We start from the raw sequence: 24,061 nt of genomic DNA on the forward strand, positions 1-24,061 counted from the left end.
AGTACAAAATTACTTATACAAACTTTTGCTCTCTATAAACTTAAGAACAGGATCGGGCACGAAAAACTGTATGTTCTTTTTTTCTTTGATGGATTTTCGGATAAATGTCGCTGAGAGTTCCATCAACGGTGTCATGGTGATGGTTACTGATGGATGAGATGCAAACTCAGCATTTTCATACCCGGGGCGTGGGTAAACAAATATCTGGTAATCGCGCAGAATGAGGTTATAATTCTTCCACTTGTGCAAGGTAACCAGGTTGTCAGAACCCATGATCAGCGCAAATTCGTGTTCAGGATATTTTTCTTTGAGATGGGCAAGTGTATCAATGGTATAAGACGGCTGCGGCAGCTTCAACTCCACATCGCTTACCGAAATATTTGAGGCATTCTCGGTAGCCAGCTTAGCCATCTCTAAACGATCATAAGTATTGATGAGGTCTCCGTATTTTTTTAAAGGGTTTTGCGGCGATACTACTAACCAAACCTTATCCAAAGCGGTATGGTTAGCCATGTAGTTGGCAATTATCAAATGCCCGATGTGGATAGGATTAAATGAACCGAATAGTAAACCAATCTTCATAAGTTTGCAGTTTTCAGTGAGCAGTTTGCAGTAAAAACCTAAATTGGTTCATAAAGCGCCGAATTTTTCCGGATTATTAATCATGAAGTGAAGCAGTTTACCAACTTCAATTGATTGATTATTTACACGGGTAAACTCTTGTTCTGAAATGTAATTGCAGGCAAGTGAAAATTCTAACCAGCCTTGTGTTTCGCTATTTTCCATATCTGCATCTGTTAGCTTGCTGATAAAATGATTGGGATAACGGCGCTTTCTGTAAGCTTCTATCATACAAATATTAACCGACCTTGATGAACGTCTAATCTGATCAGTTAATGAGTACGTTTCTTCTTTTGGAAATCGCTTAGTCATTGCAAAAATTTCCATTGCCAGCTCGAAACTCTTTTGATAAAGGAGAAGGTCTTTATAAGTGCCCATCGATAAATAATTTGCAAACTGCCAACTTAGAACTGCAAACTATCCCCCGATAAACTTAGTTACCAATTCCTCAGCTTCTTTACAAGCTGTCTGAAGATCGTAATTTTTAAGGATAATATCAAACTGAGGTGCGTAATTTAGCTCCTTTTCTGCTTTTGCAAAACGTTCCTGCAGCTTTTCGGGGCTATCAGTCCCGCGGCCGGTTAAGCGTTCTATCAACACCTCTAAAGATGGCGGCTGTACAAATATAGCCAGCGCCTGGTCGGCATATTTGCGCTTAAGGTGCATGCCGCCCTCTACGTCAATATCAAATATTACCGTTTTACCTGTAGACCATATTCGCTCTATCTCCGTACGTAAGGTTCCGTAAAAAGTACCGCTGTAAACTTCCTCAAACTCAACAAATAGTTTTTTAGCAATGCGATGCAAAAATTCTTCTTTGCTGATAAAGTAGTAATCAGAGCCGTCTTTTTCATCGCCGCGCGGGGCGCGTGTGGTAGCCGAAATAGAAAACTCCAATTCGGGTATTTTGCCCAGCAGGTGGTGCACTATAGTTGTTTTACCTGCGCCCGACGGGGCCGAAAATATAATGAGTTTTCCTTCTTTCATTATTGTTGGAAAGTTAAAAGGTTACAATGTTTGAATGTTATAAGCTTGATTATCTTAACGTTTCAACCTTATAACATTTAACCTTAAAACCATTTATAGTACATTCAATAATTGTTCTTTAATTTTCTCCAGCTCTTCTTTCATGCCTACAACCAGTTTTTGGATGTCGGCATCGTTTGCTTTTGAGCCAAGGGTATTTATCTCACGACCGATCTCCTGCGAAATAAAGCCAAGCTTCTTACCATTGGCGTCGGCAGCCTTAAGTGTTTCAAGGAAATAGTCGCAATGGCTTTTAAGCCTTATTTTTTCTTCGGTTATATCCAGCTTGTCTATGTAGTAGATCAGCTCCTGTTCAAAGCGGTTTTTATCTACGTTTTCAGAACCAACAGCTTCAGTTAGAAACTGGTTCAACCTTTCGCGGATAACCGGTATGCGTTTAGGCTCCGCTACTTCAACAGCGGCAAGGTTATTCAGGATTATAGCTATACGCTGCTTAATATCATTCTCCAGCACATTACCCTCGTCTCTTCTGAATTTCTGGAAAGCGGCCAAGGCTTGCTGAAAGGTCTTTTCAACCTGTTTCCATTCATCATCGTTAACGGTGTCCTCATCGTACTTAACCACTTCAGGTAAACCAAGAGCCAGTTGAAATAGGTTTGCTGACGGCTCTCCAACTTCTTCGCTAACGCTTTTAAGCTGGTTGTAGTAGTGCATTAAAAGGTCGCGGTCAATCCCTGCAGCTTTTACATTGGCACCGGTTTGTTCTACATTAATGCTCAGGTTTACCTTACCACGTTCTATCTGCTTGCTGCATTCGTTTCGCAGTTGAAACTCTTTTTCAGAAAACATTTTGGGCAAGCGTAAAGACAGCTCCAGGAATTTGCTGTTCAGCGATTTAAGCTCGACGGTATATTTAACATTGCCGGCATCGAAAGTGGCAATACCATACCCGGTCATGGACTTTATCATGTGCAAAGATAAAGATTTTAGGGGAAATTGGGGTAATAGAGATCAGAGATTGGTGATCAGCGATTAGGCAATACAAATCATCGTGATATAACCATTAACTGATCTCCATTCAGTAATCTCTAATCGTAACCACAAACCTTAACATTTTTTCACATTTGGCAACCATGTACATTTTGTACTTTTACTACGTTTAAATTTATATGCACCTTAGGTTTCTATCATTCTTAATTATCCTGTTATGTTTATCGGTTGTGGCGGGGGCCCAAACCGGCGTAATAAAAGGTGTTATATATAAACGCATCTCTTCTGAAAGGCTTAACGCGGTGGCTGTGACAAATATTAAAACCAACGTATTTGTAATGTCTGATGATCTGGGGAACTTTTCTATCAGCGCAATGCCCGGCGACACACTGGAATTTACCAAAAAGGGATTTACACCGCAAAAACAAGCGGCATCGGCTTACGGAGGTTTGGTTGTGTACATGCAGCCCTCAATGGAACTCGCGGAAGTAAAGGTGGTTGGGCAAACCAAAAAGCAGGAACTTAACGAGGTGATGAAAGATTACCGCAAGCAAGGCACCTTCTACAATGGTAAACCTCCGGTGTTAACAATGCTTACCAACCCAATAACCGGCTTATATGAGCTCTTTGGCAAAACTCCAGGCAGGGCCAAACGATTTGCTGCATATCAGAAAAAGGAACTGGAAGCCAGTGAGGTCGACCGGCGTTACAACCGCCCGTTTGTAATGCGCGTGACCGGAGAAGCAGATAGTACAAAAGTGCTTCAGTTTATGAACTTTTACCGACCCAGCTTTGAAGACCTAAAGCAATGGGGCGATTATGACCTTATAAAGCACACCAAGATACAGTGGGAGTATTTCCAAAAAAATGGGGGTAAGGATAGATTGCAGAAATTGTATTGAAGATTAGAGGTTGGAGATCAGAGATTAATTAGCTATCTTAATATGGCAAGTTTTACTGATCTCGATGTTTGGAAAAAGGCAAGGCTTTTGAGAAATAATATTACAGAGATTACGAGAGAATTTCCAGTTGAAGAAAAATATCGTTTAGTAGATCAAATTATTCGTTCATCACGATCCATTGGAAATATCATTGCAGAGGGGCATGGACGGTTTCACTATCTTTACGCGTCAAAATTTCTAATAACTGCGAGAGGTTCTTCTTCGGAAACAATTGATCACCTGATAATAGCGTTAGATAATAATTTGATTAGCGTAGAAATGTTCGATTGCTTGAAGGCTGATTGTGAAGAATGCTCAAGTATGATAAACGGTTATATTAGTTATCTTAATAGCAAGGCTTAAAGTTAACTAATCTCTAATCTCCAGCCTCTAATCCTTAAACTATATCCCTAACGCAGCACAGGCTTTCTCAGCGGCCAGCTTCTCAGCGTTTTTCTTACTGAACTCTTTGCCAGATCCCAATATTTCACCGTCAACATTTACCTGTATGGTGAACAGTTTGGCACTTTCGCCTTCCAAGTTAGTGGTTAGCTCAAAGGTAATATCCTTGCCATGGCGCTGGCACCATTCTATCAGTTTACTTTTAAAATTAGTTTCGGTTTGCTCAAGGGTATGGATATCAATGTGAGCTTTGATAATGTGGTTCACCAGGAAGTGGCGGGTAAAATCGTAACCTTTATCCAGGTAAACGGCACCAACAAGCGCTTCAAAGGCATCACCTAATAACGAACCCTGGCGGCCATTGGCCAATATCTTGGGGTCAAATTCTATCAGCTTATCAAAGCCCAATTTGCGCGCAAGCTGATTGAGGTTATTGCGGCTAACAATTTTTGAGCGAAGCTCGGTTAGGAAACCCTCATCCTCGTAAGGGTAAAGTTTAAATAGCACTTCGGCCACTACACTGCCCAAAACGGCATCCCCGAGAAACTCGAGGCGTTCGTTACTGTTCTTTACACCCTTGCGTATATTTTGCGCAACCGACTTATGGCGAAAAGCCAGCCGGTATAACGACAAATTGCCCGGCACAAAGCCGAGCAAATTCTTTAAAACCTTAACGTATTTTCTATTGGGCGAAAGGTATAGCTTATAAAAGCGGCTAATTGGCATCCAATGAGATTAATCCTGGTATTTTCTAAATATAACCGAAGCGTTATGGCCACCAAAACCGAAGCCATTGCTTTGCGCTACATTAACTACACGTTTTTGCGCCTTGTTAAATGTAAAGTTAATTTTAGGGTCAAACGCCGGATCATCAGTAAAGTGATTGATGGTTGGCGGTATAATATCGTTTTTGATAGCCAAGATAGCTGCAATTGCTTCAACGGCACCGGCAGCACCTAAAAGGTGACCAGTCATTGATTTGGTTGAGCTGATGTTGATATCATAAATACGATCACCAAACGCATCTGTTATTGCTTTAACTTCTTGCGGGTCGCCAATTGGGGTTGATGTACCATGTACGTTAACGTAATCAACATCGGCAGGCGTTAAACCGGCATCCTCAAGGGCCGCTTTCATCACCAAGCAAGCACCAAGTCCTTCAGGGTGTGGGGCAGTCATGTGGTATGCATCGGCGCTCATGCCGCCGCCAACCATTTCAGCATAAATTTTAGCACCGCGAGCTTTCGCGTGCTCCAATTCTTCTAAAATAATGGTACCTGCACCTTCACCGGCAACAAAACCATCACGATCCAGATCAAACGGACGGGATGCAGTTGCAGGGTCATCGTTACGGGTACTTAGCGCGTGCATAGCGTTAAAACCACCAATACCGGCTTCGTTTATAATAGCTTCAGACCCGCCGGTAATAAACATGTTTGCTTTACCAAGGCGAAGGTAATTGAAAGCATCAATAAGCGAATTGTTGGATGAAGCACAAGCGGAAACCGTTGTGAAGTTTGGCCCGCGTAAACCATATTTAATGGAGATATGGCCCGGTGCAATATCGGCTATCATCTTTGGGATAAAGAACGGATTGAACTTTGGCGTACCGTCACCTTTTGCAAAGTTAACAACCTCATCCAAAAACGTTTTTAAACCACCAATGCCCGATCCCCAGATAACACCTATGCGGCTGGTATCAAGTTTTTCAAAATCTAAACCGGCGTCTTTAACAGCTTCTTCTGTTGAAAATAAAGCATATTGTACAAATGGGTCAAGCTTACGTGCGTCTTTACGACCCAGAAAGCCATCGGCATCAAAATTCTTTACCTCACAGGCAAACTTGGTTTTGAATTTTTCAACATCAAAACTCTTAATAAAGGCAGCGCCGCTTACCCCATTAATAAGGCCGTTCCAATATTCTGCAACGGTATTACCAATCGGAGTAAGCGCTCCAAGCCCGGTTACTACAACTCTTTTAAACTCCATTTAACAGTCTTAAGGAGCTTTAAATTAAGCTTTAACGTTTTTTTCTAAGTAAGCAACAGCCTGGCCAACAGTGCCGATTGTTTCAGCCTGATCATCAGGGATAGCCACGTTAAATTCTTTTTCAAACTCCATGATTAATTCCACGGTGTCTAAAGAGTCAGCACCAAGATCGTTGGTGAAGCTTGCTTCTGGTGTAACTTCACTTTCGTCAACACCCAGTTTTTCCACGATAATAGCTTTTACTCTTGAAGCGATATCAGACATAGTCTTTATGATTTAATGATTAATAAATTCAGTGCAAAGAAAAATAAATTATGTTAAATATCAAATTGCAAAAACTTATACAATAAATGGCTAACACCTGTTTATTGTAAAAGGTTTGTTTTGAGTTCCTAATGCCTCAAAAGTAATCAAATTGTACAGAGTAATAAATAAAAATGTAGTTAGCCAAAATTAAGCTATATTGGTGATAATGAGGTGCAAAGCAGTTTTGTGTAGGTGAGTTTTATTTAAGCACACTTATTTTAAAGGCAAAATGGGTAATAGCTTCTGCGTTTATTATAACGTTTGGTATGCCTGTGCCGTTAAAACAAAACTTTATGGTTAGGTTAAGCTAAGTGTTTGTACTTTTGCTCATCAATAAAGTAAAGCCGGTTGAATAGGAAAATATTAAAGTTTGAGATAGATCTGGATTTTGTATTGATAGCCATCACTACATCACTGAAAGATTACCGCATTTGTTATCATATAAACAAATGTTTGAATTTTAATTTTACCCGCGTTGATGACCTGAAACTGGATAGTGGTAACTACGGCAACGAGATGCTTTTCTCTTTCTATAATTACAGTTGGGAAAACACCGAAACGGATTTCTATTTTATTGGTAATAAGGGAACTGAGGGTTACCTGGTGCCCGAAATGCGTGAGGCAGACTATTTTTTAATGATCAAAAACTACATTGATGATGAAGACCTGGAGAACATCATATCATGCCTTAATAAGATACCGGAAATTGTTGCAGCCGTAAAGATTGACCCAAAAAAAATAAAATCACGGGAAAATCTTTTATTTTAGCCAAAATTTTAAAAATGTGTATTTAGTACACATTCATCCAAATAGCCTGAATTAATCTGAGAATATGAATTTTAATTATAATCGTACCAAGATCGTTGCTACAATGGGCCCTGCGTCGGCCAAGAAAGACACATTATTGGCAATGATAAGGGCTGGTTTAAACGTTTGCCGCCTTAATTTTTCTCACGGTAAAACCGAAGATCATAAAAAAGTAATTGACATTATTCGCGAGATAAACGCGGAATATAAAACCAACGTAGGTATTCTTGCCGATCTGCAGGGCCCTAAGATCCGCATAGGCCTTGTAAAAGATGGCGGTATACACCTTGTTAACGGTACCCGCATTAATATCACTACCCACGAATTAATTGGTGATGATAACCAGATCTACATTACTTACCCAAGCTTTCCCCAGGACGTACAGGCAAACGAGATCATTTTGCTTGACGATGGTAAACTGCAATTACGCGTAATTGATACCAACCGTAAAGATACAGTGGTTTGTGAAGTGGTACACGGCGGTATATTAACATCACGTAAAGGTGTTAACCTTCCAAATACTAAAGTATCTATCCCAAGTTTAACGCCAGAAGATATTGAGAACCTTCATTTCGCCTTAGAGCAGGATGTAGATTGGATAGGCCTTTCGTTTGTGCGTACCGGTGCTGATATTGTTGATCTTAAACGCATCATCCGCGAAAGCGGCAAAGGCGCACGTGTTATCGCTAAAGTTGAGAAGCCTGAGGCTATTGACAATATAGATGATATTATTGCCGCTACTGATGCTGTGATGGTAGCCCGTGGCGACCTGGGTGTTGAATGCCCGCTTGAGGAAGTACCGTTGTTGCAAAAAATGATCGCAAGAAAATGCCGTGACGCATCTAAACCTGTTATTGTTGCAACACAGATGCTGGAATCTATGATCACAACTCCACGCCCAACACGTGCGGAGGTTAACGACGTTGCCAACTCTGTATTAGACGGTGCCGACGCGGTAATGCTTAGCGGTGAAACATCAGTTGGTGAGTTCCCGGTTATTGTTATCGAAACCATGGCAAAAATCGTTCGCAATGTTGAAGAATTGGGCTATCCGTTCAATGCTGCCAAAGCGGAGAATAAAGACACCGCTTCTTCAAACTATTTAAGCGATGCGCTTTGCGGTTCTGCCGTTTATTTGGCAGAGCATACCAACGCGGTAGGTATCGTATCGATGACCACTTCAGGTTATACCGCTTTTGAGATATCAAGCTATCGCCCTAAAGCTGGTACTTATATCTTCACATCAAACAGGCAATTATTGAACTCGTTGAGTTTGGTTTGGGGTGTACGTGCGTTCTACTATGATAAACTGGAAAGCACCGACCAAACTATTGCTGATGTTAACGCGATACTTAAATCAGAAGAATTGCTTCGTCCTGGTGATGTAGTTATCAATACTGCTGCCGTGCCAATTGTTAAGCAAGGTAAAACCAACATGATCAAAGTTAGTGTTATTGAATAGTTGTGAGTCTTCAGTCTTTGGTCGAAAGTCCGAAGGTTTGATATAAAGGAAAAAGGGTTAAGCGATGAGCTTAACCCTTTTGTGTTATACTCAAACTGATATGCTGAGAAACTAAGCATCTTTAAACTGTGCAGAGAACGCGGTCAGATTCTTCGCTGTCGCTCAGAATGACAATTATATCCAGAGCCCAACTAATCTCCAATCTCTACTTAGCCTTCTCTTCGTAGCTTTTAGGATCAAGTGCCGCCGGCGACCATCCTTGCAAAAACTCCATTACTTTTGCTTTGCTATGGCCCTTGCCTTCTTCAAGATAACCGGAGTTTTGGGTATGGAGGCGATTACCTTCCCCATCCAAAACCACAAATACCGGGAACCCAAAGCGTTGCGGATATCCTAAACTTGCCAGCACCTTTTCATTCTTATTTTCGGGGCTGTAGTTTACGTGTAATACTACATAGTTGTCTGCAAGATACTTGCTAAGGTCTGCATCCGTAGTAACCAGGTTGTTGAACCGCAAGCACCATATACACCAGTTACCACCTATTTGCAATAACACATTCTTGTGCTCAGCATTTGCTTTTTTGATTGCAGATGTAATATCAGCTTTAGCATCTGCCGCCGGGTTGTAAATTTTAGGTGCATCTGCCTTTTGAGCGTCTTGTGCCTTAACACTTGCCGCAGTAAACGCAAGTGCGGCTATCAGGATAATTTTTTTCATTTGTTAGTAGTCTTTCTGCTAATATACTGCAATGCGCAGTTGGTGAATATACTTTTAAAGTAAATATGCTATTACAAAAAAGCCCCTCAAGGTATTACTTGAGGGGCTCGAGAAATTTTATAGGTTATACTTAGTGCGCGTAACGTTGCATTCTTAAAGTATTTGGCATGTTTTGCCCTTTCATCTCTGCAACCGGTTTACCCTTTCTATGGTTAACATTGGTATTAACAGAATTATGTTTTTCGTTATTTCTCATCAATCTGCGGCGGCGTTGTTTTAAACGGTAACGCTCGGTCCAGTGGTCAAATGTACCTGTAAGCGCTAATATACCACCCACCACAAACACAACCATCATAAAAACCACAAAGAGGTGTAATAAATTCGATAACAGATTTTCCATAACGTATAATATATATGTACAATAGATGTGAGGCAATCACCGTGCCTGTTTTTAGCAGTTGTAATTTTCAATTGTAACAAAAGCGTTGTTTTGCACCGTCAGCTGCGTTGGTATTTAACCCGTTTTAGTGACACTTTATTGTAATCTATACGGCCTGGGTTGCTGTTGCAGCGTTGTTGGTTGCTGTAAATAGCTGTAAACAAGGGTAAAAAAATTATACTTTGGTTAAAGTTTGTTAGAGACTGCAGTTGTATAGTTAAGTTTTTTGATTTTTAAGCGAGATTTGAAAAACATTTGGGATAGGCTGCGTTTACAATTTCGCGGTAAGGTATTTCCACAACTTGGGGTAAATTAAACCACAGTGAGCCGCCTTCCAACACGCGTATATTTTGGGCCGGCATAAGGCTCTGCGTGTGGTGATAGTCTTACTCAAACACCTATTTTACATGTTACGCCTGTATTGCCCGCCAACTTCGTAGAGGGCATGGCTTATCTGGCCAAGTGAACAGTATTTACATACTTCCATCAACTCCTCAAAAATGTTTTTGCCGGCAATAGCGGCCTGTTGCAAATGCTTTAACAGATCTTCTGCTCTGTCGGCATTACGTTGATGGAAGCTTTCCAGGTTGGCTATCTGCGCCCGCTTCTCATCCTCAGTAGCACGGATAACTTCTGATGGGATGATAGTTGGCGATCCTTTTTTGTTAAGGAAAGTATTTACACCGATAATAGGGTATTCGCCTGTGTGTTTCAGGGTTTCGTAATACAAAGATTCTTCCTGTATCTTGCTGCGCTGGTACATGGTTTCCATGGCGCCCAGCACGCCACCACGATCGTTGATGGCTTTAAACTCGGTGAGTACAGCTTGTTCTACAAGGTCGGTCAATTCTTCGATAATGAATGCGCCTTGAATAGGGTTCTCATTTTTTGCGAGACCCAACTCGCGGTTAATGATCAGCTGTATAGCCATTGCCCTGCGTACCGATTCTTCGGTTGGGGTGGTGATAGCCTCGTCGTAGGCATTGGTGTGCAGCGAATTGCAATTATCATAAATGGCGTAGAGCGCCTGCAAGGTGGTTCGGATATCGTTGAAGTCTATTTCCTGTGCATGTAAAGAGCGGCCGCTGGTTTGGATATGATATTTAAGTTTCTGCGATCGGTCGTTGCCCTTGTACTTGTTCTTGATGGCCTTAGCCCAGATGCGTCTTGCTACACGTCCGATCACCGAATATTCCGGATCGATACCGTTACTGAAGAAGAACGACAGGTTGGGCGCAAAATCATCAATATGCATACCGCGGCTGAGGTAATACTCAACATAAGTAAAACCATTGGACAATGTAAAAGCCAGTTGAGTAATAGGGTTAGCACCGGCTTCAGCAATGTGGTAGCCTGAGATAGACACCGAATAAAAGTTTCTTACTTTTTCATCAATAAAATATTGCTGAATGTCGCCCATCATCCGCAGGGCAAACTCGGTACTAAAAATGCATGTGTTTTGTGCCTGGTCTTCCTTCAGAATATCGGCCTGTACGGTGCCTCTTACAGTTGATATAGCTTTTGCTTTGATTGTTTGATAAACATCCGCCGGCAAAACCTGATCGCCGGTTAAGCCCAGCAGCATTAAACCAAGGCCGGAGTTGCCGGGTGGGAGAGTGGATGCTAAGGAATTGGTCGCCTCTAAATCTTCCGTTGTAGAAGCCTCACCTAAATCCTCTCCAACTTTAGCCCCCTCTAAATCTCCCCCGATAGGGGAGACTTTCATTTGTTCATTAGAATAGATATTTCTCTCGGGTTGCGATTTTAATTTTTCTATAACTGTATTTACAACCGAATTTATATCTGACGTCACTTCATCGTTGTTGAAGCGTAACACATCAAACCCGTACTCTTTTAAAACCCGAGTTCTTACCTCATCCTGTTCTTTTGTAAATTGATGATATCCTCCGTCAACTTCTATCACAAGGCCTTTTGATAGTGATACGAAATCAGCAATGTATCCATCGATAGAATGTTGACGCCTAATTTTAAAACCGGTTTGTTTTGACCGTAAGTGTTGCCATAACAAATCTTCCACTATGGTAGGATTTTTTCGATTCTCAACAGAATTAGCTTTTAATATATCCCATAACTTCAGGTCGGCAGTTTGAAAATTCTGTTTAAAGTCTTTCACTCCCTCTCCTTCGGAGAGGGTTGGGGAGAGGCTTTTTTTCAGAATTGAAATACCTACTCCATACACCGGTCTCTTCAACCCTTTATCATCGTATAATTCTTTAAACTTTGCCTCAACCAAATGCTGCAAGTTGTTTTCTATGATGTACTTTTCGCACTGCTGATCTATGGCGGCATTCATGAAAAAGCCGAGCAACATAGGTGCAGGGCCGTTGATGGTCATGCTGACCGAAGTAGATGCATGGCAAAGGTCAAAGCCTGAATACAGTTTCTTTGCGTCATCAAGCGTGGCGATACTAACGCCGGCATTGCCTATTTTTCCGTAAATATCCGGTCGTACGTGTGGGTCCTCGCCGTAAAGCGTAACTGAATCAAACGCCGTTGATAGCCTGTGCGCGGGCTGACCGAGTGAAACGTAGTGGAAGCGCTTGTTTGTACGTTCGGGACCGCCTTCACCGGCGAACATACGCGTGGGGTCCTCACCTTCGCGTTTTAAAGGGAATACACCTGCAGCATAAGGGAATTCGCCGGGAACATTCTCAGTTAATAGCCAGCGCAATATGTCGCCCCATGCTTCATATTTGGGCAGCGCTATTTTTGGTACCTTAAGTTGTGAAAGAGAGGTATAATAGAGCGGTTGTTTTATTTCCTTATCCCTTACTTTATATATAAAGTTATCGGCCTTGTATTTGGCAACGGTTTCCGGCCACTCTTTAAGTAGACGCCTGCAATCAGGATGCAGATGTTCTTCCAAATTACTGTAGATCTTTTCCAATTCGGATTTGAAACCTTTCGTTTCAATCTTATCCTCGGTAATTTCTATCGTCCCTTTTATGTTATATAATTGCTGCGCTATGCGGCGTTGTTCGTTCACCCAATTAGTATAAGATGCGCTGCTTTCAGCTATCTCCGCCAGGTAGCGTATCCTATCCGGCGGAATGATGTAGATCTTTTCAGATTCTCCATCCTGATTGTTTAAAGGTTGCTCTTTACCTTCAAAAATATCTACACCGGTTTTGTCTCTCAGTTTGGCCGCAAGCGCAGCAAACAGCATGTTCATGCCAGGGTCATTAAACTGCGATGCCATGGTGCCGTAAACCGGTATATCTTCGTCTTTGGCCTCAAAAAGCATATGGTTGCGGCGGTATTGCTTGCGCACATCGCGTATGGCATCTAAGGCACCACGTTTATCGAATTTATTAAGCGCAACCAGGTCGGCAAAATCAAGCATGTCAATTTTCTCTAACTGTGTTGCAGCGCCAAATTCAGGGGTCATTACGTAGAGCGACAAGTCGCAATAATCGGTGATCATGGTGTCAGACTGGCCTATTCCACTGGTCTCAACGATCACCATATCATAACCAGCAGCTTTACAGATGTCAATAGCTTCCTGGACATGTTTGCTTAACGCAAGGTTGGCCTGGCGAGTAGCCAGCGAACGCATATATATCCTGGGATTATTGATGGAGTTCATCCTTATCCGGTCGCCAAGTAAGGCCCCACCGGTTTTGCGCTTACTTGGGTCAATAGAAATTATAGCAAGCGTTTTATTGGTATGCAGCAGATAACGGCGTACAATTTCATCAACCAGGCTTGATTTACCTGACCCACCCGTTCCGGTGATACCAAGTACAGGGACCCGGAGCGAAGTGCGGGGAGAGGGAACAGGAGTGTAGTTGCCTTTTTCAGCGGCGGATATGAGCCGTGCAATTTGTTTGATCTGATCCGCACCCTCACCGATCTCTCGCTCTGCTAAAGAGAAATCGCACTCCTGCATCATATGGTTGATCATGCCTTGTAAACCCATCCGGCGGCCATCATCCGGCGAATAGATCTTACAAATGCCATAGGCCTGTAATTCGTCTATTTCTTTTGGCAGGAAAACGCCGCCACCACCACCAAAAATCTTGATATGTCCCGCTCCGCGTTCCCGCAAAAGGTCATACATATATTCAAAATATTCAACATGCCCGCCCTGGTAGCTGGTGATGGCAATGCCTTGTACATCCTCTTGTATGGCGCAATTAACTATCTCGTCAACACTTCTATTATGCCCCAGGTGTATCACTTCCGCACCTGTACTTTGCAGGATACGCCTCATGATATTTATGGTAGCATCATGGCCATCAAATAATGAGGCTGCAGTAACCAGGCGGATCTTATTTTTAGATTGATACGGGGCAATACTTTCCATTACAGGCTATTATAATTGGGAGTAAGCAAAAATAGGATTTTTTAATCAGGCATAGCAAATACGCTACGCTCACCTACATCTATTGGCACAATAGTTTAATTTTTCCTGATTGTTAATGATGAAGGTGTCCTGTTAACACAATAGAAATTTTAACGAAAAAAAATGTCAGATATGTAAAATTGATGTTACCTTTGGGTAATAAACCGATTGTTTAATCGAAAATTTGACCAATACAACTCGTTGGTTTATAGTGTAAAAGGGTAGAGATTTAACCTTTTCGCCGTGCTGGCATTGTTTTAGGCGGCACCTGTTCTAATCAATTTTTAATTTTTGGTGATACCCCTTAATCAAAAATTAATAGATTTGCGATGTTGATGTTCGTGATCGATGGGATTTTAAACTCGTCGTCATGCGTTTGCAATAACCTGAACCTTAACGACCAATACCCATACCCCTCCTAATTTACTATTGGCTTAAACCAAGTTGTTAAGACTTTTTTTCATGCATAATTGCGCGTGCTCAATAGATATTTCACGCTTGTTGTTCTTTATAAGATCAGTTAATTAGTTAAGCAACCTTCTTGAGGCGTAGAAGGTTGTTTTTTTTGTTAAAGTGCTCAAACTAAAATCGTTTATGAATAGGAGTGAAAAGTATGAATAGAACATTATTACTCATTTTTTTTCTTTTTAATGTTGCCGTTGCGGCAGCGCAAAACAGCACAGTAACGGGTACCGTTACTGCCGCCGCCGATAAAGGCATATTGCCCGGTGTAAGCGTGCGTGTAAAAGGCAGCCAGGCTGGTACTGTTACCGATGCCAATGGCCGGTACTCTATCGGTGTGCCATCAAGCTCTTCAGTGCTTGTTTTTTCGTTTGTGGGTTTCGCACCACAAGAAGTAGCCGTAGGTGGCCGCTCAACTGTTAATGTTGCCCTTGCAGAAAGTAGCCAGCAACTTGGCGAAGTAATTGTTACGGCCCTTGGCATCTCACGTTCAGAAAAATCTGTTGGTTACGCTGCACAGCAAATTAAAGGTGAAAACCTTACCATGACGCGCCAGCAGGATTTCAATACATCATTAGCCGGTAAGGTTTCTGGTGTGCAGATACTTGGTGGTTCAGGTGCTAAATTTGGTGCATCAACCATTCGTATCAGGGGTATCAACTCATTACAGGGCGGTAATCCAATCTACGTTGTTAATGGCGTTATTACTGATCCAAACGCAATCAACAATGATGACGTTGAAACACTTACTGTACTAAAAGGCCCTGCAGCTACCGCATTATATGGCCAACGTGCATCTGAAGGTGCAGTTGTTATTACACTTAAGAGAGGTTCAAAAAAAGGTATCGGTGTTACCGTAAACCAAACAACCACACTTGAGCGTGTTTACACCTTACCACAATACCAAAACGAATATGGTGGTGGTACCAGCCAAACCTGGAATGTTTATAACTACAAAGCAGGTGATCCTGATTATCTGAAAGGTTTTAATGGTATCAAATACTACAACTATTCTGTTGATGAGAGCTGGGGCCCAAAAATGGATGGTACGCCTTATGCGCCATGGTATTTCTGGGATCCGTCAAATCCTGACTTTGGTAAGCTAAAACCATTTGTTGCGCAGCCAAATAACATCCGCGATTTCTATCAAACCGGTGTTACCACTAACAACAACGTAGCTTTTGCGAAAGCAGGTGATGATTACAACACCCGTATCTCGTACACAAACTTAAACCGTACAGGTGTTAGCCCTAACACTAAGCAAAGGCGTAATAACCTTAGCTTTAACGGCGATGTAAAACTTACTGATAAATTAACAGTTAGCGCAAACATCAACGTATTCCAGGAAAATTTGAAGAATGTACCTACCGAAGGTTACGGTACACAAACTGCGGGTTCATTTAACCAGTGGTTTCACCGCGACCTTGAAATGGATAAGTTGAAAAACTACCGCAGGGCGGATGGTACTTATACCACCTGGAACATTACCGGCCCAACTGATCTGACGCCTAAATATTGGGATAACCCGTACACAGAGGCTTATGTTAACACATCAGAAGCTAACAGCAACCGCTTATATGGTAACGTTACCGCTGCTTACAACTTCAGAAAAGATCTGAAACTTTCTGTTATAGCACGTGGTGACTATTTAAACCGTGATGCTAATAACAGGGTAGGTTCTTACACGCTTAATCCTGATTCATACAGCGAGAACACTTACCAGTACAAAGAATACGATTACGTGGCATCGTTAGAGTATGACCACATGTTTGGCAAAGATCTTTCTTTCCGGGCAGGTGCTTATGCCGAATCGAGACAAGATGTTACCAAGTATTTGTTTTCTGGCACCAACGGTGGTTTGTCTGTACCGGAATTATATACTGTAGGTAACTCTTTAGACCGCCCAAGCACCACGTCACTACATAGTAACAAAGTAGTTAACAGTGCTTACGGTTATACTTCATTCGGTTACAAACAGTTCTTGTACTTAGATTTGAACGTAAGGAATGACGTTTCTTCTGCTTTGCCAACAGATCATAACTCTTATTGGTATGGTGGTGCTTCCGGTTCATTCGTGTTTACTGAGTCTGGTTTAATTCCTAAGAATGATGTACTTTCTTTTGGTAAGATCCGAGCTTCGGTAGCTAAATTGGGATCCGATCTTGATCCTTATCAGATTTATCAAACCTATACGCTAAGCAGCGTTCCTTACGGTAGCAGCCCGGTACAATTTGTGCCTAATACTTTGCCTAATGGTAACCTGAGGCCTACGTTATCAACTTCTTACGAATTAGGTACTGAGTTACACTTCTTAAGAGGCGATCGTATCCGTTTAGACTTCAACTACTATCACCGTAACACTAAAGATCAGATACTTAACCTGCCTGTTAACGGTAACACCGGTTACTCTGCTATTACTATCAACGCTGGTTCGATTGTTAACCAGGGTATCGAGATCTCATTAGGTGGTACGCCGGTTAAAACAAGTGATGTTACTTATGATCTTAACTTTAACATTGCGTTTAACCGCAATAAAGTTGTTCAATTGTATCCTGGTTTTAATACGCTACGCAATTCACCTGAAGGTGCTGGCGGTGCTACACTATCAGGTTATCAGGCAGCAGGCTCAACAGGCTTCGGTTTCGTAGGTTCGCCAAGCTTCTCTGTAAACAGTGTGGTAGGCCAGCCTTACGGTCAGCTTATTGGTTCTGGTTTCCAGAGAGATAAATCAGGCAACATTGTTGTTGATGCAGATGGTTACCCTGAGCGTAATGACAACGTAAACCTGGGCAGTATCCTACCTAAATTTACAGGTGGTTTTACCAACAACATCAATATCAAAGGTGTTAACGTTGGCTTCTCTCTCGATTATCAATATGGTGGCAAATTCGTATCTGTAACCCAACAAAATCTTGCCGGTTCAGGTCTTGCCATGTCAACCATTGGTAACAACGAGAACGGTGTTCCTCGTCGTAACGACCCTGCAGCAGGTGGCGGTACATTGGTTAAAGGTGTGCATGAAGATGGCACCCCTAACACCACTTACGTTGATACCCGTACCTTAAATGAACAGGTTTACAGCCAGATTTGGGAGCAATACACTTATGATGCTACCTACATTAAATTAAGGGAAGTAAGCGTGGGTTACAATTTGCCAAAACGCTGGTTTGGCCGTTTCCCACTACAATCAGCAAGGTTCTCCATCGTGGCTCAAAACCCATGGTTGATCTATACTAAAGCGAGAGTTAAGGGTATTGATCCGTCGCAACTGCAAACATCTTTTTATGAAGGTGGCCAGTTACCGGCAACACGTACCATTGGTTTCAACCTTAATTTAAACTTTTAAGAAATAGACATATATGAAAAAGTTTTTAAATAAAGTTATGGTTGTATTTGTTGCAGGTGCTGTTTTAACATCATGCAAGAAAATAACCGACGATATAAACATCAGCCCTAACCAACCTGCAAATCTATCTACCGGTTATGCACTTACCAGTGCGTTACAATATATAGGTGGTACAGGTGGTGGTGGTGCTACAACTAACATCAACAGCTACGCCGGTGAGTTATATTCGCAATATATTTCTGAAACGTACTATACCAATGAATCAAGGTTTGCACTTGCGCAATATGATTACCAGGGATATTACACCGGCCCGCTTACCGATCTTAAGCAGGTAATTGATTTTAACACCAATGATAAAACCAAAAACCTGGCTACCACAATCAGATTTGGGTCAAATGCTAACCAAATAGCATCCGCACGCATTCTTAAAGCGTTCATATTCCTTACCATGACTGACCGTTGGGGCGATATCCCTTACTCTCAGGCTTTGCAGGGTAATGTTAATTTAACGCCTAAGTTTGATGCTCAGAAAGATATCTATACAGATCTTTTCAAAGAGCTTACAGAGGCGCAGGCTCAATTTGATGATGGTGCACCGCTTACCGGCGACGTACTTTTTGGTGGTGATAACACTAAATGGAAACACTGGGCAAACTCGCTGCGCGCCGTTATGGCATTGCGCTTAAGTAAAGTTGACCCGGCAACTGGTTCAGCAGAATTTAAGAAAGCTGTTGCTGATGGCGTAATGACCTCAAATGACGATAACGCAACTTACCAGTACCTATCTGAGCAAAATAACGAGAACCCATACTTTGGTAATTACAGAACAAGGTATGACTACGCAGTTAGCAGTCAAACTGTAAATACGATGAAAGCTAACAGTGACCCTCGTTTACCTGTTTTTGCAGAAAAAGCAAACACAGGCGACTACATAGGCTTGCCTTATGCTACGCAAGGTGATGACTTAAACAACTTTAGCATCGGTAACAGGAGCGGATCTACTATTAAAGCAGGTAATATTTCACAAATAGGCCTTGCTTACTCAAGCCAAAACAGCCCAACTACCTGGACAAGCTATGCGCAAACACTTTTTGCCGAGGCTGAAGCAGCTCATTTGGGTTGGATACCTGGCGGCGATGGACAAGCTGCTACTTACTACACTCAAGGTATAACAGCATCCTTAGAGCAAAATGGCGTAGATGCTGCATCTATCACCGCTTATCTTGCAAAACCGGGTGTTGTTTTCAACGCGGCAAACGCAGTTGAACAAATCGTTACGCAAAAATGGTTAGCTAACTATCTTGGTGACGGCTGGGAGTCATGGTCTGAGTACCGTCGTACCGGTTTCCCAAGGTTGCTTGACCCTGTTCCAACTGCAGTAAGTGCTGATAAACACATACCACGCAGACAACAGTATCCTCAATCAGAAAACGACCTAAACAAAGCAAATTACAACGAAGTAATTGCAAGGCAAGGTCCGGATGCTTTGAGCACACACGTATGGTGGGATAAATAACCGATCATATAAACCTGATCTATAAAAGGGTGGCACAGCGGAAGCTTGCCACCCTTTTTGTATTTAAAAGTCATCTTTTCTACCAAAGTCATCAAGCCTTTACCGCCAAAACAAAAACCGTATCTTTGCGGCTATCATGATGTTATCAAACCAGGCAGGTGTACAGTGGGAGAAAGGTTACAATAATTACGGGCCGTGGCTTCGCGAGAAGTATAAGGGCAAACGCGTGTTTAAGGTAATTGTTGATGGCGGTTTTACCTGCCCCAACCGCGATGGCAGCAAAGGTTATGGAGGTTGTACTTATTGCAATGTAGATTCGTTCACACCATCTGTAAGCCGTAATGCCACTACCGTAAGGCAGCAGGTAATGGAAGGCATGGAACGCGCCCGCAAAGGCAATAAAGCCGATAAGTTCATTATCTACTTTCAGCCTAACACCAACACTTATGCGCCTGCGCATTATTTAAAGATGATGTACGATGAGGCACTTAGCTATGGTACCGAAGATATTGTTGGTTTAAGTGTAGGTACCCGCCCGGATTGTATCGACTTTGAAAAAGTGGCTTTATTAGAGAGCTACACCGATCGTTTTGATGTTGACCTGGAGATGGGGATGGAAAGTATTTATGACGATACGCTTGCCCAGATAAACCGCGGTTGCAGCCATGATGAATTGCTGAAAGCCTTAAAACTGTTAGAGAACAGTCCTTTAGATATTTGTGTGCATACCATTTTCGGCTTGCCGGGAGAGACAAAAGACATGATGCTGGCATACGCCGATGAGATCAATCGCCACCAACAGATCAAGTTTGTAAAGTTTCACCACTTACATATAGTGGAAGGCAGCGTAATGGGTGTTAAATATAAACGCGAACCATTTAAACTTTTCAGCCTTGATGAGTACGCCGATTTCCTTTGCGACCTGTTACCATTGGTTCGCCCGGATATTGTGATACAGCGCCTGTTCGGCCTCAGTGATCGCGAATTGTTGATAGCACCCAATTGGGGTTTAAAAAAGAGCGAGATACAGTACCGGATAGATCAGCGCATACTCGAGCGTGGAGTAGTGCAAGGCAGCGCTTTGTAGATAGTTGCACAACTGCGCAGATGCGTTTAAACATAAAACGCTGTCATTGTTATTCCGTATTTCTCTAAAGTGGTTTTAAACAATTAGCCCATAAAATCCTTAATTCAGTATTTGATACCCACAAGAAAATAGCAGTTGGTACTTCCTTTGTATAACTATTAGGAACAATTTACCGTAAAAATTAAATTCAAATACTGTTTTGGTGCAAAAACCTTTACAAAATTACATCCCGGCTTTAACAGGCGTACGTGCATTAGCAGCGTACCTGGTGTTTATATCACATTACGCGTACGCGTTTGATGAAAAATTTCCCCAGGGCGTGCAACGTTTTCTTAATGAATTCCATATCGGGGTAACCATCTTCTTTGTTTTGTCAGGGTTTTTAATTGCGTTCAGGTATTTTGATAATTTTAAACTAACCGGTGATTGGTTCAAGCAATATTTAAAGAACCGTGTAGCGCGTATTTATCCAATGTATTTCCTGCTTACGGCAGGCGCTTTCATATCTTACTATTTTACCCGCGATCCAAAAACGGTTAACGGCTTTGGCAGTCCGGTGGGTTTGTTCTTTATGAACATCACTTTTGTTCGCGGATTTTTTGATCAGCTTAAATTTACGGGCATAGCGCAAGGCTGGAGCCTTACTGTTGAGGAATGTTTCTATTTTTCGGCACCATTTATATTCTACTTTGCAAAAAAATACAACAAATTCTGGCTGCAGTGGGCTGTGGTTACACTGTTTGGTGTTGGGCTGGTAATGATATTCAGGAATGTTAACTGGTATGGTTTCTTCGGCAACTTTACGTTTATGTTCTTATATACTTTCCTGGGTCGGTGCTTCGAGTTTTTTGCAGGGATTCAGCTTGCATTGATTGTAAAACGCAGGCAGGATAAAATTGACGGGCATGCTAAAACCTGGTTTACTTATGGCGGCTTTCTGGCCATATTTGTTTGCGTATGGATCATGTCTATCCTGCCAATCCCGAAAGGCGAGGTGGCAGGTTTGCACCATCCGTTTGGTATTGTTACCAACAACTATCTTTTAGCTACATCCATTGCCGTGTTTTTCTATGGTTTACTTACCGAGACCACCGTGCTTAAAACGATACTCAGCTTTAAATTTGTTGAGTTGCTGGGCAAAAGCTCTTACATTTTTTACCTTATACACCTGGGTTGGATGTATGATCTGTTCCACAATTATCTGAATAAATGGAACGACGATATTTTTGAACTCTACGATAAGTGGGGTAAAGACTGGAACTCGCCCTTCCAGTATGATAACCTGAATGTGCTTTACGGCTTCATTGTATTAAACGCCGTCTCTATACTGTTGTTTAAACTGGTTGAGGAACCGCTGAATCATTATATCCGACAGTCGGATTTTTTGATCAAAAATAAAGCACGTAACCCTGAGAACAGATCGGAGGCCATTAAAGCTTAAGTTTTATTTATACTATGTTAATCAGATCAAATAAGATATTTTTCATGTTGCTTTGCATCTTCACCCTTGCGGGCATAAACCATGCCCTTGCACAGGATGATGAGGAAGAAGGAATTTCGACTGTGCTTACCGCAGGTAACAAGAACGCCATTTTTGGTGATCATGCCAGCTATACCTTCGAGGTGAAAAATCCTACCAATAACCCGCAAACAGGTACGGTTTCCTACATTATAACCCAGCATGGTAAGGACATCAAAACAGCATCGCAGAAGGTAAATCTCGGCAAGAAAAGCTCGGGGAAATACAGTTTCGAACTGCCATCGCTGCCAACAGGTTTCTATAAGGTTAACTTTATGGTTAACGTATCTGAGTATGACGATACTACCCGCAGGGTTTTTGGTATCCGTCCAGAAGAGATACGCTCTAAATATCAAAAACCTGCAGACTTTGATTCTTTTTGGAATAAAGCCAAAGCAGAGCTGGCCGCGGTTAAACCTAATTTTAAGGTAACGCCAATGCCTAAAATGAATACAGATAACCGTAAGGTGTTCCTGATAGAAATGCGCTCGCTGGATAATTACCTGATAAAGGGATGGATGACAGTGCCGAATAATCCCAACCCAAATCGTAAATTTTCGGTACTGTTGGGTTTGCCGGGCTACCAGGTTAACCTGATGCCCATAACGGGATTGGATGAAGACCTGGCCATTATTACATTAAACGTAAGAGGGCAGGGCAACAGTCGCGGCCAGATAGACACCCGCCGCGATGAATTTATATTTTACCGGATAGAAGACAGGGATAAATACGTTATGCGCGGCGTTATAATGGATTGTTTACGCGCCATTGATTTTATCTACGCGCAGCCAAATTTAAAGCACGATAATATCCTGGTATCAGGCGGTAGTATGGGTGGTTATTTGGCGCTTGCTACGGCATCGCTTGATAAAAGGGTTAACCTGTGCTCTGCCCAAAACCCTATACTTTGTGATGTAAATAATCTGGACGGTGAAGTTACCTGGCCTATCAGCGATATTAAGAAATACATACGCACTCAACCAGGGTTAACCCTGGATAAGGTGATGAGCAACCTTAACTACTATGACGGTAAAAACTTTGCAGAAAATATAACTTGCCCCTCCATAATGGGTATAGGTTTATTAGACCCTTACGCACCGCCTTATAACGAGTATGCCACTTACAACGTAATACCCGGGAAGAAAAGGATGATGGTATTTAAAGACCTGGGGCACGAGATATCACAATCATATAAAGACCTTGAAGGGCGTTGGATGCGCGACCATTTTGCACTATTTTAAGCTTACGACATGACAGTACCTAAAACTCACTTTAAGATATTTTTATTAGCAGCAAGCTTTATGTTGCTGGCTAACACCAGCAGTTTTGCGGGTGGTTTCCCGGTAAGGCCAAAGCGGTTATTGCTGTCGCCATCTGTTAGCTATTTTTATGCAAACAGCGGTTGGGATTCGTTACGCCGCAGAACGCCTTTTGCTAATAATGGGCAGTTCTCATCAATAGGTTTTTCGCTTTACGCGGAGTATGGCATAAGCAGGCGCTTAACCGCAGTGGCTTTGCTGCCTTATGTGCGCAACACGTATGAAGATATCAACTCGAAAACAACCAGTACTGGTTTAACCGACCTGGAAATAGGCCTGCGTTATTATGTGGCCAACATCAATTACATCTATTATTTTACTGTGCAGGGTACGTACATTACACCATTGTACAATGATCTTACGCTGGGTTACCGCGAACAGGGCGCTGAAATTAAACTTGCCTTTGCAGGTAGCGGTAAAGTTTTAGGGAAGAACTATTATTTTACATTGGAGAATGGCGTACGCCAGTATTTTGGTCCTGATGGCCCAACCCAGGACCGCTACACCGGTACCTTTGGTTTAACGCTGGATAGGCGTTTCCATCACCAGCTCTCGGTATCATTGGGTGGCTTTTACTCATCAAGTAACTTTACCAGGTTTTCGCCCATATTGGCTGTAAATAAAAACTTTGCATTTAACCAGGCAACACTTACTTATGGTTACACGGCAAACAAACGCCTGTCGTTTTTTGCAACTGGGGGGCATTTCATAAACGGCCGTAATACCGGCTATGGCACCACGGCATCGTTCTCTGTTTTAGTTAAGCCTTTCAGATAATATTTAA

20 protein-coding genes are annotated in these 24,061 nt (G+C 42.2%); 10 read left to right on the forward strand and 10 right to left on the reverse strand.

Annotated features, from left to right (window positions below; all coding sequences use genetic code 11):
• Positions 1–9: 9 nt before the first annotated feature.
• From nadD to INP83_RS05710, 4 genes are all read right to left on the reverse strand, one after another.
• Complete coding sequence (gene nadD, locus INP83_RS05695; RefSeq protein ID WP_146269111.1) at positions 10–582, reverse strand: nicotinate (nicotinamide) nucleotide adenylyltransferase; 573 nt, start codon at positions 580–582, stop codon at positions 10–12.
• A 48-nt stretch (positions 583–630) separates the two neighbouring features.
• Positions 631–999, reverse strand: a complete 369-nt coding sequence (locus INP83_RS05700; RefSeq protein ID WP_219126649.1) for a four helix bundle protein — start codon at positions 997–999, stop codon at positions 631–633.
• 39 nt (positions 1,000–1,038) lie between these two features.
• Entirely contained in the window at positions 1,039–1,608 is a 570-nt protein-coding gene (gmk, locus tag INP83_RS05705; protein ID WP_219126650.1) for a guanylate kinase, read from the reverse strand.
• A gap of 93 nt (positions 1,609–1,701) precedes the next feature.
• Positions 1,702–2,577, reverse strand: coding sequence for a YicC/YloC family endoribonuclease (locus tag INP83_RS05710; RefSeq protein ID WP_255563261.1), 876 nt, complete (start codon positions 2,575–2,577; stop codon positions 1,702–1,704).
• 200 nt (positions 2,578–2,777) lie between these two features.
• Between INP83_RS05710 and INP83_RS05715 the strand changes: the two genes are divergently transcribed.
• Both INP83_RS05715 and INP83_RS05720 read left to right on the forward strand, forming a co-directional pair.
• Entirely contained in the window at positions 2,778–3,500 is a 723-nt protein-coding gene (locus INP83_RS05715; protein WP_219126651.1) for a hypothetical protein, read from the forward strand.
• A gap of 42 nt (positions 3,501–3,542) precedes the next feature.
• Entirely contained in the window at positions 3,543–3,902 is a 360-nt protein-coding gene (locus tag INP83_RS05720) for a four helix bundle protein (protein ID WP_219126652.1), read from the forward strand.
• Between the two features lie 39 nt (positions 3,903–3,941).
• Here INP83_RS05720 and rnc read toward each other — a convergent pair whose 3' ends face one another.
• Genes rnc through INP83_RS05735 form a run of 3 tightly spaced genes read right to left on the reverse strand, consistent with a single transcriptional unit; the run spans position 3,942 to position 6,194 of the window.
• Complete coding sequence (rnc, locus tag INP83_RS05725; RefSeq protein WP_146269106.1) at positions 3,942–4,667, reverse strand: ribonuclease III; 726 nt, start codon at positions 4,665–4,667, stop codon at positions 3,942–3,944.
• 9 nt (positions 4,668–4,676) lie between these two features.
• On the reverse strand, positions 4,677–5,930 hold the full coding sequence (gene fabF, locus INP83_RS05730; protein ID WP_146269105.1) for a beta-ketoacyl-ACP synthase II: 1,254 nt from the start codon (positions 5,928–5,930) through the stop codon (positions 4,677–4,679).
• Between the two features lie 24 nt (positions 5,931–5,954).
• On the reverse strand, positions 5,955–6,194 hold the full coding sequence (locus tag INP83_RS05735) for an acyl carrier protein (protein ID WP_067058906.1): 240 nt from the start codon (positions 6,192–6,194) through the stop codon (positions 5,955–5,957).
• A gap of 390 nt (positions 6,195–6,584) precedes the next feature.
• Here INP83_RS05735 and INP83_RS05740 point away from each other — a divergent pair, with 390 nt between their 5' ends.
• Entirely contained in the window at positions 6,585–7,004 is a 420-nt protein-coding gene (locus INP83_RS05740; RefSeq protein WP_219126653.1) for an IPExxxVDY family protein, read from the forward strand.
• 64 nt (positions 7,005–7,068) lie between these two features.
• Positions 7,069–8,505, forward strand: a complete 1,437-nt coding sequence (pyk, locus tag INP83_RS05745; protein WP_146269103.1) for a pyruvate kinase — start codon at positions 7,069–7,071, stop codon at positions 8,503–8,505.
• 205 nt (positions 8,506–8,710) lie between these two features.
• Here the strand turns inward: pyk and INP83_RS05750 are convergent, their stop codons facing one another.
• From INP83_RS05750 to INP83_RS05760, 3 genes are all read right to left on the reverse strand, one after another.
• Positions 8,711–9,223 carry a thioredoxin family protein gene (locus INP83_RS05750; RefSeq protein ID WP_219126654.1) on the reverse strand — a complete coding sequence of 171 codons (513 nt, stop codon included), beginning with the start codon at positions 9,221–9,223 and terminating at the stop codon, positions 8,711–8,713.
• Between the two features lie 130 nt (positions 9,224–9,353).
• Positions 9,354–9,623, reverse strand: coding sequence for a hypothetical protein (locus INP83_RS05755; protein WP_146269101.1), 270 nt, complete (start codon positions 9,621–9,623; stop codon positions 9,354–9,356).
• A 442-nt stretch (positions 9,624–10,065) separates the two neighbouring features.
• A complete protein-coding gene (locus INP83_RS05760) occupies positions 10,066–13,989 on the reverse strand; it encodes a methylmalonyl-CoA mutase family protein (RefSeq protein WP_219126655.1) in 3,924 nt (1,307 codons plus the stop codon).
• A gap of 652 nt (positions 13,990–14,641) precedes the next feature.
• Here INP83_RS05760 and INP83_RS05765 point away from each other — a divergent pair.
• The 6 genes from INP83_RS05765 (at position 14,642) to INP83_RS05790 (ending at position 24,054) form a co-directional block, all read left to right on the forward strand.
• A complete protein-coding gene (locus INP83_RS05765; protein ID WP_219126656.1) occupies positions 14,642–17,836 on the forward strand; it encodes a SusC/RagA family TonB-linked outer membrane protein in 3,195 nt (1,064 codons plus the stop codon).
• Between the two features lie 13 nt (positions 17,837–17,849).
• Positions 17,850–19,352: a SusD/RagB family nutrient-binding outer membrane lipoprotein gene (locus INP83_RS05770; RefSeq protein WP_219126657.1), complete on the forward strand. Its 1,503-nt coding sequence runs from the start codon at positions 17,850–17,852 to the stop codon at positions 19,350–19,352.
• Between the two features lie 136 nt (positions 19,353–19,488).
• A complete protein-coding gene (locus INP83_RS05775; RefSeq protein WP_255563262.1) occupies positions 19,489–20,439 on the forward strand; it encodes a TIGR01212 family radical SAM protein in 951 nt (316 codons plus the stop codon).
• Positions 20,440–20,641: 202 nt separating this feature from the next.
• Positions 20,642–21,880, forward strand: coding sequence for an acyltransferase (locus tag INP83_RS05780; RefSeq protein ID WP_219126658.1), 1,239 nt, complete (start codon positions 20,642–20,644; stop codon positions 21,878–21,880).
• Between the two features lie 14 nt (positions 21,881–21,894).
• Entirely contained in the window at positions 21,895–23,199 is a 1,305-nt protein-coding gene (locus INP83_RS05785; RefSeq protein ID WP_219126659.1) for an acetylxylan esterase, read from the forward strand.
• Between the two features lie 9 nt (positions 23,200–23,208).
• On the forward strand, positions 23,209–24,054 hold the full coding sequence (locus INP83_RS05790; RefSeq protein WP_219126660.1) for a hypothetical protein: 846 nt from the start codon (positions 23,209–23,211) through the stop codon (positions 24,052–24,054).
• The last annotated feature ends 7 nt before the right edge of the window (positions 24,055–24,061 follow it).

Origin of the sequence: Mucilaginibacter sp. 21P, from assembly GCF_019331605.1 — a bacterium.
Taxonomy (GTDB): Bacteria; Bacteroidota; Bacteroidia; order Sphingobacteriales; family Sphingobacteriaceae; genus Mucilaginibacter; species Mucilaginibacter achroorhodeus.

What these genes read in the sequence shown, in the direction of transcription:
- INP83_RS05775 (WP_255563262.1), top strand. Translation starts at nt 19,489, where the DNA reads ATGATGTTATCAAACCAGGCAGGTGTACAGTGGGAGAAAGGTTACAAT.
- INP83_RS05760 (WP_219126655.1), bottom strand. Translation starts at nt 13,989, where the DNA reads ATGGAAAGTATTGCCCCGTATCAATCTAAAAATAAGATCCGCCTGGTT.
- INP83_RS05710 (WP_255563261.1), bottom strand. Translation starts at nt 2,577, where the DNA reads ATGATAAAGTCCATGACCGGGTATGGTATTGCCACTTTCGATGCCGGC.
- INP83_RS05785 (WP_219126659.1), top strand. Translation starts at nt 21,895, where the DNA reads ATGTTAATCAGATCAAATAAGATATTTTTCATGTTGCTTTGCATCTTC.
- gmk (WP_219126650.1), bottom strand. Translation starts at nt 1,608, where the DNA reads ATGAAAGAAGGAAAACTCATTATATTTTCGGCCCCGTCGGGCGCAGGT.
- fabF (WP_146269105.1), bottom strand. Translation starts at nt 5,930, where the DNA reads ATGGAGTTTAAAAGAGTTGTAGTAACCGGGCTTGGAGCGCTTACTCCG.
- INP83_RS05750 (WP_219126654.1), bottom strand. Translation starts at nt 9,223, where the DNA reads ATGAAAAAAATTATCCTGATAGCCGCACTTGCGTTTACTGCGGCAAGT.
- INP83_RS05720 (WP_219126652.1), top strand. Translation starts at nt 3,543, where the DNA reads ATGGCAAGTTTTACTGATCTCGATGTTTGGAAAAAGGCAAGGCTTTTG.
- INP83_RS05790 (WP_219126660.1), top strand. Translation starts at nt 23,209, where the DNA reads ATGACAGTACCTAAAACTCACTTTAAGATATTTTTATTAGCAGCAAGC.
- nadD (WP_146269111.1), bottom strand. Translation starts at nt 582, where the DNA reads ATGAAGATTGGTTTACTATTCGGTTCATTTAATCCTATCCACATCGGG.
- INP83_RS05765 (WP_219126656.1), top strand. Translation starts at nt 14,642, where the DNA reads ATGAATAGAACATTATTACTCATTTTTTTTCTTTTTAATGTTGCCGTT.
- INP83_RS05700 (WP_219126649.1), bottom strand. Translation starts at nt 999, where the DNA reads ATGGGCACTTATAAAGACCTTCTCCTTTATCAAAAGAGTTTCGAGCTG.
- INP83_RS05770 (WP_219126657.1), top strand. Translation starts at nt 17,850, where the DNA reads ATGAAAAAGTTTTTAAATAAAGTTATGGTTGTATTTGTTGCAGGTGCT.
- INP83_RS05715 (WP_219126651.1), top strand. Translation starts at nt 2,778, where the DNA reads ATGCACCTTAGGTTTCTATCATTCTTAATTATCCTGTTATGTTTATCG.
- pyk (WP_146269103.1), top strand. Translation starts at nt 7,069, where the DNA reads ATGAATTTTAATTATAATCGTACCAAGATCGTTGCTACAATGGGCCCT.
- INP83_RS05755 (WP_146269101.1), bottom strand. Translation starts at nt 9,623, where the DNA reads ATGGAAAATCTGTTATCGAATTTATTACACCTCTTTGTGGTTTTTATG.
- rnc (WP_146269106.1), bottom strand. Translation starts at nt 4,667, where the DNA reads ATGCCAATTAGCCGCTTTTATAAGCTATACCTTTCGCCCAATAGAAAA.
- INP83_RS05735 (WP_067058906.1), bottom strand. Translation starts at nt 6,194, where the DNA reads ATGTCTGATATCGCTTCAAGAGTAAAAGCTATTATCGTGGAAAAACTG.